Consider the following 13,080-nt stretch of genomic DNA (forward strand, 5'->3'; position numbering starts at 1 on the left):
CTGGGTGGCATAAGTCTTGCGCGCTTTCGAATACGCTTTAGGCTCGCAGGAGGCACGCCGTGTCGATTCATGTCGCATTGCATCACGTCACACATTACCGCTACGACCGCGCCGTCGAGCTCGGTCCGCAGATCGTTCGCCTGCGCCCGGCGGCCCACAGTCGCACGCGGATTTTGTCCTATGCGCTGAAAGTCTCGCCCGAGCAGCACTTCATCAACTGGCAACAGGACCCCCAGGGCAATTACCTGGCGCGTCTGGTGTTTCCGGAGAAAACCGATGAGCTGCGGATCGAAGTCGACCTGTTGGCGGAAATGGCGGTGTTCAATCCGTTCGATTTTTTCCTTGAGCCCTACGCGGAAAAGATCCCGTTCACTTACGCCGCCGATGAGCGTAAAGAACTGGCGCCGTACCTGGAAACCTTGCCCCTGACGCCGAAGTTCAAGGCCTATCTGGACGGTATCGACCGCACGCCGCTGCCCAGCGTGGATTTCCTGGTGGCGCTCAACCAGCGTCTGAGCGAAGACATCGGTTACCTGATCCGCATGGAGCCCGGCGTCCAAACCCCCGAGCACACCCTCGAACACGCCTCTGGCTCCTGCCGCGATTCAGCGTGGCTGCTGGTGCAATTGCTGCGCAATCTCGGGCTGGCGGCGCGTTTTGTCTCTGGCTATCTGATCCAGCTGACCGCCGACGTCAAAAGCCTCGACGGCCCGTCCGGCACGGACGTGGATTTCACCGACCTGCACGCCTGGTGCGAGGTCTATTTGCCCGGCGCCGGCTGGATTGGCCTGGACGCGACCTCAGGGCTGTTTGCCGGGGAAGGACACATTCCGTTGGCGTGTAGTCCCGATCCGGGCTCTGCGGCACCGATCAGTGGCTTGGTGGAACCGTGCGAGTGCGAATTTACCCACGAAATGTCCGTGGAGCGGATTTGGGAAGCGCCGCGGGTAACAAAACCCTACACCGAAGACCAATGGCTGGCGATCCAGGCGCTGGGCCGGCAGATCGATGCTGATCTGCTGGAGGGCGACGTACGCCTGACCATGGGCGGCGAGCCGACCTTCGTGTCCATCGATGATCCGGACGGCGCCGAGTGGAACACCGCAGCGCTCGGGCCGGACAAGCGTCGCCTCTCCGCCGAATTGTTCCAGCGGATGCGCAAACATTACGCGCCAAAAGGCCTGGTGCATTTCGGCCAGGGCAAGTGGTATCCCGGCGAACAACTGCCGCGCTGGTCGCTTAACTGCTACTGGCGCCGGGATGGCGTGCCGATCTGGCACAACAGCGCGCTGATCGCCGATGAGCAGGAAGACTACGGCGCAGATGGCGAACTGGCCGGGCGTTTTCTGGCGAGTGTCGCCGAACGCCTGAAAATTCCGACACGTTTTGTGTTTCCAGCCTACGAAGACAATTTCTATTACCTCTGGCGAGAAGGCACTTTGCCGCAGAACGTCAGCGCCGAAGACTCGCGTCTGGAAGAACCTTTGGAGCGTGCGCGACTGCGCAAAGTCTTCAGCCAGGGGCTGGACAAGGTCATCGGCCAGGTCCTGCCGCTGGCGCGCACCGCCAAGGGCGATCAATGGCAAAGTGGTCGCTGGTACCTGCGCGAAGAACATTGCCGGCTCGTGCCGGGGGATTCGCCGCTGGGTTATCGCTTACCGCTCGGTTCACAGCCTTGGGTGAAAGCGGCGGAGTATCCGTTTATCCATCCCAATGATCCGAACCAGGAATTCCCGATACTTCCCGACACCGTCGCATTGAACAGTCCGGGCGTGCCGGCCGAAGCGGTTGAGCGTGAACCGAAAGTCGACGAATCTGCCGACTGGCTGACCCGCACCGCATTCTGCGCCGAGGCTCGAGAAGGGCGGTTGTACCTGTTTATGCCGCCATTGGAACGGGTCGAGGATTATCTGGAGCTGGTTACCGCCATCGAGGCTACCGCTCAGGAGTTGCATTGCCCGGTATTACTGGAAGGCTATGAACCGCCAAGCGATCCGCGCCTGAGCAACTTCCGCATCACCCCGGATCCGGGCGTGATCGAAGTCAACGTGCAGCCATCCGCGACTTGGGACGAACTGGTGGAGCGCACCGAGTTCCTGTACGAAGAAGCGCGCCAGACCCGGTTGACCACCGAGAAATTCATGATCGACGGTCGGCACACCGGCACCGGCGGCGGTAACCATTTGGTACTCGGTGGCGCGACCCCAGCGGACTCACCGTTCCTGCGCCGTCCCGACCTGCTGCGCAGCCTGATCAGCTACTGGCATAACCACCCGTCCTTGTCCTACCTGTTTTCCGGATTATTCATCGGTCCTACGTCCCAGGCGCCACGGGTGGACGAAGCGCGTAACGACGCGTTGTACGAACTGGAAATCGCCTTCGCCCAAATGCCGAAGCCGGGAGAGGAATGCGCGCCGTGGCTGGTGGATCGCTTGCTGCGTAACCTGTTGATCGACGTCACCGGCAACACCCACCGCGCCGAGTTCTGTATCGACAAACTCTATTCGCCGGACGGCGCCACCGGGCGTCTCGGATTGCTGGAATTGCGTGCCTTTGAAATGCCGCCTCACGCACGCATGAGCCTGGCTCAGCAGTTATTGCTGCGGGCGCTGGTGGCGCGGTTCTGGCGCGAACCTTATGCACCGCCGAAACTGGCGCGCTGGGGCACCGAGCTGCACGATCGCTTCCTGTTGCCGCACTTTATCGAGCAGGATTTCGCCGATGTCATCGTCGACCTGAATGCGGCGGGTTATCCGGTGCGGGCCGAGTGGTTTGCCGCGCACCTGGAATTCCGCTTTCCGAAGGTCGGCGATTACGCCGTCAGTGGCATCGAACTGGTAGTGCGTCAGGCGCTGGAGCCTTGGCATGTACTGGGCGAGGAGGGCGCGGTCGGTGGCACGGTGCGTTATGTGGATTCGTCGCTGGAGCGCTTGCAGGTCAAGCTCACCGGCCTGGCGCCACAGCGTTATCTGCTGACGTGCAATGGCATCCCGGTGCCGTTGCAACCCACCGGGCGAGTCGGCGAGTTCGTCGCAGGCGTGCGCTTCCGTGCCTGGCAACCGTCCAACTGCCTGCAACCGACAATCCCGGTCCACGCGCCGCTGGTGTTCGACTTGCTCGATACCTGGATGGAGCGATCGCTGGGTGGTTGTCAGTACCACGTCGCCCATCCGGGCGGGCGTAACTACGACAGTCTGCCGGTGAATGCCAATGAGGCCGAGAGCCGAAGGATGGCTCGATTCTTCCGAATCGGACACACCCCAGGGAAACTTCCTATACCGAACGTGACGATTAATGACGAGTTGCCGATGACACTCGATTTGCGACGTTTCTAAGCCCTACGCGACGCTCGGATTTTTCGTATATCCGGGCGTCATGAGCCTGCGTTAGTCTGACCGTTCTTTGTTGTCTGCCGAGCTTTCCATGCCTGACCTGCTTGACCGCTACCCGCTGACGGCGGGCACTTATCACGAACTGCTCGACGACAGCGGCGCCGTGCGCCCGCATTGGCGTCGGCTGTTCGACCAATTGCAACGCAGCACCCCGACGCAACTGGTGCAGCGCCAGGCTTTGCTGACCCGGCAGATCCAGGAAAACGGCGTGACCTACAACGTCTACGCCGACCCCAAGGGCGCCGATCGCCCGTGGGAACTGGACCTGTTGCCCCATGTCATTGCGGCTGATGAGTGGCAGCATTTGTCCGCAGGGATTGCTCAGCGGGCACGCTTGCTCAATGCCGTGTTGGCGGATCTTTATGGTCCGCAGCGTTTGATCGCCGAAGGGCTGCTGCCGGCGGAGCTGGTGTTCGGTCACAACAACTTCCTGTGGCCGTGTCAGGGTATTGCACCGCCGGACGGGGCGTTTCTGCATCTGTACGCCGTGGACCTGGCGCGCACTCCCGACGGTCGTTGGTGGGTGACAGCGGACCGGACCCAGGCGCCGTCCGGTGCGGGTTACGCATTGGAAAACCGCACCATCGTGTCTCGGGCGTTTCCCGAGCTGTATCGCGATTTGAAGGTGCAGCACCTGGCCGGGTTCTTCCGCACGTTGCAGGAAACCCTGGCTCGCCAAGCGCCGAGTGACGATGAAGCGCCGCTGGTGGTGCTGCTGACACCGGGTCGGTTCAACGAAAGCTATTTCGAACATTTGTATCTGGCGCGCCAACTCGGTTATCCACTGGTGGAGGGCGGCGACCTGACGGTGCGCGATGCCACCGTCTACCTTAAAACCTTGAGCGGGCTGCGCCGGGTTCACGCGATCATGCGGCGCCTCGACGATGACTTCTGCGATCCGCTGGAGCTGCGTACCGACTCGGCCCTCGGCGTGCCGGGGTTGCTGGAAGCGGTGCGTCAGGGCCGGGTGCTGGTGGCCAACGCGTTGGGCAGCGGCGTGCTGGAATCGCCGGGTCTGCTGGGCTTTCTGCCAAGGATCAATCAGTTCCTGTTCGGCGAAGAACTGATCCTGCCGTCCATCGCCACGTGGTGGTGTGGGGAAGCGCCAGTGTTGGCTCAAGCTTTGGAAAAGTTGCCGGAGTTGCTGATCAAACCGGCATTTCCCTCCCAGAGCTTTGCGCCGGTGTTTGGCCGTGATTTGAGTGAAAAACAGCGTCAAGCATTGGCCGAGCGCATGCAGGCGCGGCCTTACGCCTATGTCGCGCAAGAACTGGCGCAACTGTCCCAAGCGCCGATCTGGCAAGCCGAGGACGGTCAGTTGCAACCGCGAGCCATCGGCATGCGCGTGTACGCGGTGGCCAGTCGCGATGGCTATCGGGTATTGCCCGGCGGCTTGACCCGGGTGGCAGCCGAGGCCGATGCCGAAGTGGTGTCGATGCAGCGCGGTGGTGCGAGCAAGGACACCTGGGTGCTCGGCGAGCGAGCCCCCAGCGGCGAACAATGGAAAACCCAGCGCACGATTGGTGTCCACGATCTGGTGCGGCGCGATCCCTATCTGCCGTCGCGGGTGGTCGAGAACCTGTTCTGGTTTGGCCGTTACTGCGAGCGCTGCGATAACAGTGCGCGGCTGCTGCGGATCATGCTGGCGCGTTATGTCGACGGCGATGACCCGCAAGCGCTGGAGGCGGCGGTCGATCTCGGTGAGCGCCTGAATCTGTTGCCCGACGAAGGCGAGTTGCCGGAACGCTTGTTGGCGGCGCTGCTCGGCGATGACTGGCCGTTCAGCCTGCGTTCCAACCTGCAACGCTTGCAGTGGGCGGCCTCGCAAGTGCGCGGCAAGCTCTCGCGGGAAAACTGGCAGGCGCTGGTGGAGTTGCAGCGCGAGGCCATGGAGCTTGAAACCGAAGAGCCGGATTTCGGCGAGTTGCTGGATTTCCTCAACCGCTTGGTCATGTCGCTGGCGGCGCTGTCCGGTTTTGCCCTGGACGACATGACCCGGGACGAAGGCTGGCGTTTCCTGATGATCGGCCGGCGGATCGAGCGACTGCAGTTTCTCAGTGGCAGTTTGGCGGCGTTTCTGCGCGGTGCCGGGGCTTTCGATCAGGCCGGGCTGGAGTGGTTGCTGGAGCTGGGTAACAGCAGCATCACCTACCGCTCGCGGTATTTGGCCGTGGCGCAATTGATCCCGGTGCTCGACCTGTTGCTGCTGGATGAGCAGAACCCCCACGCGGTGCTGTTCCAGTTGAAACTGGTGACCCGCACATTGAAGCGCCTGAACGACGATTTCGGTGTCCCGCGCGAGGCGTGTTTGCCGCAATTGGTCGAGCGTTTGGCGCACTTCGACCTGGGTTGCCTGGAGAACTCGTTGTTTGGTGAGGCCAGTGTCCACGCGGCTGTCGAAGGTCTGGCTGATCTGCTGCAAGAAATCGCCGATGCCAGCGGCCAGGTTTCGGATCGCCTGGCCTTGCGCCATTTTGCCCATGTCGATGATGTCAGCCAGCGCACGGTGTCCGTCTGATGAATGCCCGTTACCAGATTTTCCACGATACCCATTATCACTACGACAGCCCGGTGTCCCTGGCTCAGCAACTGGCGCACTTGTGGCCGCGTGCCTGCGACTGGCAGCGCTGCACCGCGCAGGCGTTGCTGATCAGCCCGGACCCGACGACCCGTCGCGATGAACTGGACGTGTTTGGCAATCCGCTTACTCGGTTGGCGTTCGAGCGTCCCCACGATGAGTTGCTGGTGAACGCGGAGCTAACCGTCGAAGTACTGGCCCGACCGACCCTGGATTTCAATCTATCGCCGGCCTGGGAAGAAACCCGCAATGCGCTGACTTACAGCAGTCAGCCGCTTTCGCCCCAGTTATTGGAAGCCTGTCGCTATCGTTTCGAATCACCGTACGTGCATTTGAAGCGCAACTTCGTCGAGTTCTCGGAAAGCTGTTTTCCACCGGGTCGGCCTCTGCTGTTGGGCGTCCAGGCATTGATGGAGAAGATTTTCAGCGAATTCACCTTCGATGCCGAGGCCACCCAGGTGGCGACGCCGTTGGTGGAAGTGCTGGAACGCCGGCGCGGCGTCTGTCAGGACTTCGCGCACTTGATGCTGGCGTGTGTGCGTTCCCGTGGTTTGGCGGCGCGCTACATCAGTGGTTATTTGTTGACCCAGCCACCACCGGGGCAACCACGGATGATTGGCGCCGATGCATCCCACGCTTGGGTCTCGGTGTTTTGTCCGGTACTCGGCTGGGTGGATTTCGATCCAACCAACAACGTGCAACCGGCGCTGGAACACATCACGCTGGCCTGGGGCCGGGACTTTTCCGATGTCTCGCCGTTGCGCGGAGTGATACTTGGCGGTGGGAGCCATGACCCGGAAGTCAGAGTCACCGTGATGCCGCTGGATTAACCAAGATCAAACTGTAGGAGTGAGCCTGCTCGCGATAGCGGGGTGTCAGGCAGCAGATGTTTGACTGATACGCCGCTATCGCGAGCAGGCTCACTCCGACAAGGGAATTGGGGTGTTCGGAAAGGGGGCTGTGAGGGCCGGCAGTGAAACCGCCAGCCCCGTCACAAATCCGCAGGGTCTGATTCGATCATCAAACCCGGTGGGTCTCAGGCGTCAGGCGCCTGATCTTTCGGTGCTTCAACATCATCTTCTGCCGCCACTTCACCTTCTGCATCCGGGTTCAGTGCTGCTGCTTCTTCTTCAGCTGTAGCTTTCTTGCGCTGAAGCTTTTCCTCTTTCTTCTGCTCCTTGGCCAAGTCTCTCTGACGTTTGGCGAAGGAATAATTAGGTTTAGCCATGGGCGATCCTCTGGGGTCGAAGGTGAGGTTGAGCGGCGCATATTCTGCCCTGTATCGGTGCCTAGCCGTTAGCTGGGTTTTTGCTCGGCCCATTTTGGCAGGATCGAGGGTTGCCAGGCGTCCATTGCGTCGAGCAGGGTTTGCGGCGATTCGCTCACTTGCAGCATGTCACGGTGTGGTTCGCGAACGAAGCCTTCGCCGACGATATGATCAAGAAAAGCGGTTAATTTGCTATAGAAACCGTTTACTTCGAGCAAACCGAGCGGCTTGCCGTGGTAGCCGAGCTGGCCCCAGGTCCAGACTTCGAACAGTTCTTCCAACGTGCCGAGGCCGCCGGGCAAAGCGATAAACGCATCGCTGAGTTCAGCCATCCGTGCCTTGCGCGCATGCATGCCGTCGACCACTTCCAGGCGCGTCAGGCCGCTGTGGCCGATTTCCTTGTCTTTGAGGCTTTGCGGGATGATCCCGATCACTTCGCCCCCGGCCGCCAGTGCCGCGTCAGCGACGATCCCCATCAGCCCGACGGCGCCGCCGCCATAGACCAAAGTCAGCTTGCGCTCGGCCAATGCTCGCCCCAAGGCGACAGCCGCTTCACGATAAGCCGGGTTAGTGCCAGTGCTGGCACCGCAAAATACACAAACGGACGCTATAGACATGCCTTGCTCCAGGGTCAGGATGGCCACAGAGTAAAGGCATGGAAGCGACGCTCCAAGGGTTAAACCTCGCGTGTAGGTGTTTCGTAGGTACCGCTGGCGCCACAAGCGTAGGCGGCGAGCAAACTGCACAACAGGCTGTTGATGGACATGACAGAGGCTCCGTCTAAGTGATGAGGGCTTGAGGATAGGGCCGGCCCAGACGTCTGGCTGTTAGATTGTTTCGATGAGTGTCATAGCTCGAAAGTTGTATACAATTTTTGACTCAAGTCATAGGAACTTGCGAAGATTTCAGGCAGTCTTCTGTCCATTCGAGTTTTCGTTAACCCTGCCTTGGAGATTCACCATGTTTGCCAAACTTGTTGCGGTATCCCTGCTGACGCTGGCCAGCAGCCAATTGATGGCTGCCGAGTGCAAGACCACGATCGACTCCACTGATCAGATGACCTACGCCACTAAGGCCATTGAAATCGACAAGAGCTGCAAGACCTTCACCGTCGAACTGACCCACTCCGGCAGCCTGCCGAAAAACGTCATGGGCCATAACTGGGTGTTGAGCAAAGAAGCTGACATGCAGCCAATCGCTACTGCTGGCCTGGCCGCAGGTATCGACAAGAACTACCTGCCGGAAGGCGACGCACGCATCATCGCCCACACCAAGATCATCGGTGCTGGCGAGAAAGATTCGGTGACCTTCGACGTGTCGAAACTGGCTGCCGGCGAAGCCTACGGGTTCTTCTGCTCGTTCCCGGGCCACATCTCGATGATGAAAGGCACGGTTACCCTGAAGTAATCGAATCGCACGCATAAAAAAAGCGTCCGCTTGGGACGCTTTTTTTGTGCCTGACGTTTGATCGCGTCATCGTTCTTCGCGGGCAGACACCTCTCAAATCAAGGCGCGAAAGGCATTACCCGCTTGTGATGAGTCTTTTTGTACGTGTCGCAGATGATCTTGAACGCTTCGTCGCGCACTGGTTCGCCGTGCAGGAATGCATCAATCTCGGCATAGGTCACGCCGTGGGACGCTTCGTCCGGTTTGCCTGGCGACAAGTCTTCCAGGTCGGCCGTCGGGATTTTTTCCACCAGCGATTCCGGCGCACCGAAGCTTCGGGCAATCGCCCGGACCTGATTTTTCACCAGACCGCTCAACGGTGCCAAGTCGCAGGCGCCGTCACCGAATTTGGTGAAGAAACCCATCACCGCTTCCGCCGCGTGGTCAGTACCGATCACCAAGCCATGGGCGGCACCGGCGATAGTGTACTGGGCGACCATGCGCATCCGCGCCTTGGTGTTGCCGAGCACAAAATCCACCGAAACCGCGTGCTTGCCTTCGAACGCTGCAACTTCACTGGCCAGGGATTTGACCGCCGGGCCGATGTTCACCGTGTGGCGTTCGTCCGGGGCGATGAAATCCACTGAGGCCTGGGCGTCGTGTTCATCGAACTGGGTTTCGTACGGTAGGCGCACGGCGATGAACTTGTAGCTGTCGTCACTGGTGCGGGTGCGCAGTTCGCGCATAGCCCGCTGGGCCAGCAGGCCGGCAGTCAAGGAATCGACGCCGCCGCTGATGCCCAGCACCAGGGTCTTGAGCCCGGAATTGACCAGGCAATCCTGGATAAAGGTAATCCGCCGGGCGACTTCAGCCTCAAGGGCTGCTTGATCGGCGAACGGCGGCTGAACCTTGAGCTGATCAGCAATCTCACGCTGTACGGCTTGCATGAATTCACTCCTTGCTAGAAATGCCAAATGTGCTGGGAATGGAGGCAGGTACTTTGAAAACGTGTCGCAAGTAGGCGACGAAATTCGGGTCTTTGCAGTGAGTCTTGCCAGGCTCATCAGAAATCTTTGCCACGGGCTGACCGTTGCAGGCGGTCATTTTAAGCACGATGCTCATCGGTTCGACACCCGGAATATCGCACGTCAGGTTGGTGCCGATGCCGAAACTGACATTGATCCGACCGCGCAGCGCCCGGAATATTTCCAGGGACTTGGGCAGCGTCAGGCTGTCGGAGAACACCAGCGTCTTGCTCATCGGGTCGATGCCGAGCTTGTGGTAGCGGGCGATGGCTTTTTCTGCCCAGAGCACCGGATCACCGGAGTCGTGGCGCAGGCCGTCGAAGAGCTTGGCGAAATACAGGTCGAAGTCACCGAGGAAAGCATCAGTGGTGATGCAGTCGGTCAGGGCGATCCCCAGCAAGCCGCGATACTCGCGAACCCAGCAATCAAGGGCGGCTATCTGGCTATCTATCAACCGTGGGCCGAGTTGCTGATGGGCCATGATCCACTCGTGGGCCATGGTGCCCAGCGGTTTCATGTCCAGCTCGCGGGAAAGATGCACGTTGCTGGTGCCGACGAAGCGCCCAGGGAAATCGTGCTTGAGCACGTTCACCACTTCTTCCTGCACTCGGTACGAAAAGCGGCGCCGGGTGCCGAAATCGGCAACCTGCAACTCGGACAATTCGTCGCTGCTGGCGTTGGCGGTCAGCCAGTCGAACTTGCGATAGAGCTGCTCGCGGGCCTGCTCCAGAACGACTTCCCGGTAGCGATAGCGGTTACGCACTTCGCTGACGATCGCCAGCATCGGTACTTCGAACAGAATCACATGCAGCCACGGCCCGCGCAGGCGGATGAACAACTCGCCGTTCTCAATGCCGGTGTGGACGTAGCGCAGGTTGAAGCGGAACAAGCCAAGAAATCGAAGGAAATCCGGCTTCATGAAGCTGATGCGCTCCAGGAAACTCAACTGGTCGGCGCTCAGGCTCAGTTCGGCGAGACGCTCGATCTGGTAACGGATTTCCGCCAGGTACGGGCGCAAATCCTCGCTGTTACGGCAACGAAACTCCCATTCGACTTCGACGTTAGGGTAGTTGTGCAGCACCGCCTGCATCATCGTCAGTTTGTAAAAGTCGGTGTCGAGCAGGTTCTGCACGATGCGATCGCCAAATACGCTCTCGCTCATAACGGGTCTCTCCATGCTGGCCGCGGCCCGTGGTCGCGACGTTTCAGCTGTTTCAATGAATGGGGCTAGTGGCGCATATCAGAGGTGCGGATTGCCAGCGATTTTTTGCTTTCAAGTGAAAGATCCTCTGATGCCATACATCTCAGCCCGCAAAACTTAGCTATTTTCGGTTGCGCCTCAAGCGCGGCTTTAATGACGTGTTCAAGTTGTTCTCCGCTTTTTAAATAATCGGCCAGTAGAGAGTGTTTTGGTATCAGATGGATTTCGACTGCTTTAATCAATGCGGCTCTGAGCATTTCCTGGGTGACTATTTTATACATGAATGATGCCTCCTTTGAAGGTGATCTGTTCCAGTGTGTCAACGCCGTCCTGAAGTAGCACGTAAGCTGGAAGTATTAATTTGTAAAAATCAGAATCGTTAGTGCCTTTGATGGTGACTAATGTAAAAGCTTCCAAAAGCCCCGCGGATGCGCGAATTCTGAAACAAGCGTCTTCGAATAATTGATTGGGTGTGGCATGTGAGTCTATGAAGTATGTTGGAGTATTCGTTGCATTTGCTTTTAGGGGGTAAAAGCGATTCATGGGATAAACTCCTTCAGTTTGTTCTGGTCGTGGCGGTTCGAAGAAAGCATGGTTCTTGAGGTTTTATGTTCAGGTTGTTTTGATGTATTGGCTGCAAAGTCATTAGTTGCTTTAATGACTTTGCATGCCCTATTTAAGTGTTGGCAATCTGTTTGCTGGCGTTCGAAGAAATAAGGGGCTGGCTATGAACGGTTATGACTGGGCTGTCATATTGCGGCGGCCAGGCCATAAAATCGAGATCCAGATCTCGGAATTTACTTGAGTCGAAAACAGGAGTTTTGATACCTGCACGACGTTGTTCGTCGTAGTCACGCAAGATGCGCATACCGACTTTGAACAGCAGGGCCATAGCGATTAGGTTGACCAATGCCAGCAATGTCATGGTGATATCGGCAAATGCGAGTACCGTGGATAAATCTTCGACAGAACCCCAGAACACCAGCCCTAATACGAATACACGGTAGGCGAATAATGTTTTTCGAGGTTCGCCAAATATGAATCGTAAACTGTTTTCACCTAGGTAATAGTTGTAGAGCATCGCGGTGAAGACAAACAAGGCCAATACGATACTGATGAACATCCTTCCCCATTCACCCACCACTGCCGCCAGCGAGTGTTGTGCCAAAGCTATACCATCGCCCTCGAAACCGGGTGTGTAGAAACCTGAAAGCAGTATGAGTAACGCGGTGCATGTACAGATGATGAAGGTGTCAATAAAGACGCTGAATGCCTGCACCACACCTTGTGCAACCGGGTGCTCGATCTTCGCCACCGATGCAACATTGGGCGCGCTGCCCAATCCTGCTTCATTGGAGAATACTCCACGCCGTACGCCCATTATGATTGCGCTGCCGACGAGCCCGCCAAAGGCCTGATCCAGTCCAAACGCACTTTTGACAATCGTCATTAATATGGCCGGAACCTGGTCAAACTGCAGCACGATTACGTAGGACGTCACGCCAATGTAAGCGAGAACCTTAAGCGGAACCAAAAGATCCGAGACCGCCGCTATCCGCTTTATACCGCCAATAAATACCATTCCCAGCATCAACGATAATGCGAGCCCGGACCAAGTGGTTGACAGAGCAAATGCATCATTTAGCGAGTGTGATACGGCATGGGATTCCAGGCCGTTTATAGCAAAGCCAAAGGTGACCAGAAGCAGGAGAGCGGCAATCATTCCAAGCCAGCGCTTACCAAGACCATGCTGGATGTACCATGAAGGTCCCCCTCGATACAGGCCATTTCCATCACAGCGCTTATAGAGTTGACCCAGTGCGCACTCGAAGAAGCTGCTCGACATACCCAGCAGAGCGGTCATCCACATCCAGAACACCGCACCGGGGCCGCCCATGCTCACCGCAATGCCAACGCCTACGATATTCCCGGTTCCGACGCGACCCGCAAGGCTGAGCGTTAACGCCTGGAATGAACTCAAGTGGTGATTGCCCGTATGCCAACTGCAATGTAATACCGAGACCATATGGGCGAAGTATCGAAACTGAACAAATTTTGACCGGATGGTGAAATAACTCCCGAGTCCGAGAACCAAAGGTATCAAAACCTTTCCGGAGAGGAAGTCGTTAATGGCGTCAAGCATTCAAAGCTCCTTGCTATTTTAAGAGTGCTGGCGAGTGGGTAATGCGGTAAGTCCTGAAGCCGTTCAGGTGTCGTAATATCCGGTCATC

11 protein-coding genes are annotated in these 13,080 nt (G+C 58.3%); 4 read left to right on the forward strand and 7 right to left on the reverse strand.

What is annotated here, in order from left to right:
• Positions 1-59 precede the first annotated feature (59 nt).
• The 3 genes from JFT87_RS07545 to JFT87_RS07555 all read left to right on the forward strand — a co-directional run bounded on the left by JFT87_RS07545 (position 60) and on the right by JFT87_RS07555 (position 6,800).
• Positions 60-3,335: a transglutaminase family protein gene (locus tag JFT87_RS07545; protein WP_201200150.1), complete on the forward strand. Its 3,276-nt coding sequence runs from the start codon at positions 60-62 to the stop codon at positions 3,333-3,335.
• Positions 3,336-3,423: 88 nt separating this feature from the next.
• Entirely contained in the window at positions 3,424-5,910 is a 2,487-nt protein-coding gene (locus JFT87_RS07550; RefSeq protein WP_201200152.1) for a circularly permuted type 2 ATP-grasp protein, read from the forward strand.
• Complete coding sequence (locus tag JFT87_RS07555; RefSeq protein ID WP_201200154.1) at positions 5,910-6,800, forward strand: transglutaminase family protein; 891 nt, start codon at positions 5,910-5,912, stop codon at positions 6,798-6,800. The genes JFT87_RS07550 and JFT87_RS07555 overlap by 1 nt, the downstream gene beginning before the upstream one ends.
• Positions 6,801-7,006: 206 nt before the next feature.
• Here JFT87_RS07555 and JFT87_RS07560 read toward each other — a convergent pair whose 3' ends face one another.
• Positions 7,007-7,198: a hypothetical protein gene (locus JFT87_RS07560; protein WP_018928487.1), complete on the reverse strand. Its 192-nt coding sequence runs from the start codon at positions 7,196-7,198 to the stop codon at positions 7,007-7,009.
• 68 nt (positions 7,199-7,266) lie between these two features.
• A complete protein-coding gene (locus JFT87_RS07565; RefSeq protein ID WP_201200155.1) occupies positions 7,267-7,854 on the reverse strand; it encodes an LOG family protein in 588 nt (195 codons plus the stop codon).
• A gap of 343 nt (positions 7,855-8,197) precedes the next feature.
• Between JFT87_RS07565 and azu the strand changes: the two genes are divergently transcribed.
• Positions 8,198-8,644, forward strand: a complete 447-nt coding sequence (azu, locus tag JFT87_RS07570) for an azurin (RefSeq protein ID WP_201200156.1) — start codon at positions 8,198-8,200, stop codon at positions 8,642-8,644.
• A 98-nt stretch (positions 8,645-8,742) separates the two neighbouring features.
• Here the strand turns inward: azu and nadE are convergent, their stop codons facing one another.
• From nadE to JFT87_RS07595, 5 genes are all read right to left on the reverse strand, one after another.
• Positions 8,743-9,570, reverse strand: a complete 828-nt coding sequence (gene nadE, locus JFT87_RS07575) for an ammonia-dependent NAD(+) synthetase (RefSeq protein WP_201200159.1) — start codon at positions 9,568-9,570, stop codon at positions 8,743-8,745.
• 4 nt (positions 9,571-9,574) lie between these two features.
• Positions 9,575-10,810 (reverse strand): nicotinate phosphoribosyltransferase, encoded by a 1,236-nt coding sequence (gene pncB / locus JFT87_RS07580; protein WP_201200161.1) that lies wholly within the window; start codon positions 10,808-10,810, stop codon positions 9,575-9,577.
• Between the two features lie 65 nt (positions 10,811-10,875).
• Positions 10,876-11,130: a hypothetical protein gene (locus tag JFT87_RS07585; protein ID WP_201200162.1), complete on the reverse strand. Its 255-nt coding sequence runs from the start codon at positions 11,128-11,130 to the stop codon at positions 10,876-10,878.
• Positions 11,123-11,392 carry a hypothetical protein gene (locus JFT87_RS07590; protein WP_201200163.1) on the reverse strand — a complete coding sequence of 90 codons (270 nt, stop codon included), beginning with the start codon at positions 11,390-11,392 and terminating at the stop codon, positions 11,123-11,125. The genes JFT87_RS07585 and JFT87_RS07590 overlap by 8 nt, the downstream gene beginning before the upstream one ends.
• 133 nt (positions 11,393-11,525) lie before the next feature.
• Entirely contained in the window at positions 11,526-12,992 is a 1,467-nt protein-coding gene (locus JFT87_RS07595) for an alanine/glycine:cation symporter family protein (protein ID WP_201200164.1), read from the reverse strand.
• Positions 12,993-13,080: the final 88 nt, after the last annotated feature.

It is taken from the genome of Pseudomonas sp. TH15, from assembly GCF_016651105.1.
Classification (GTDB): Bacteria; Pseudomonadota; Gammaproteobacteria; order Pseudomonadales; family Pseudomonadaceae; genus Aquipseudomonas.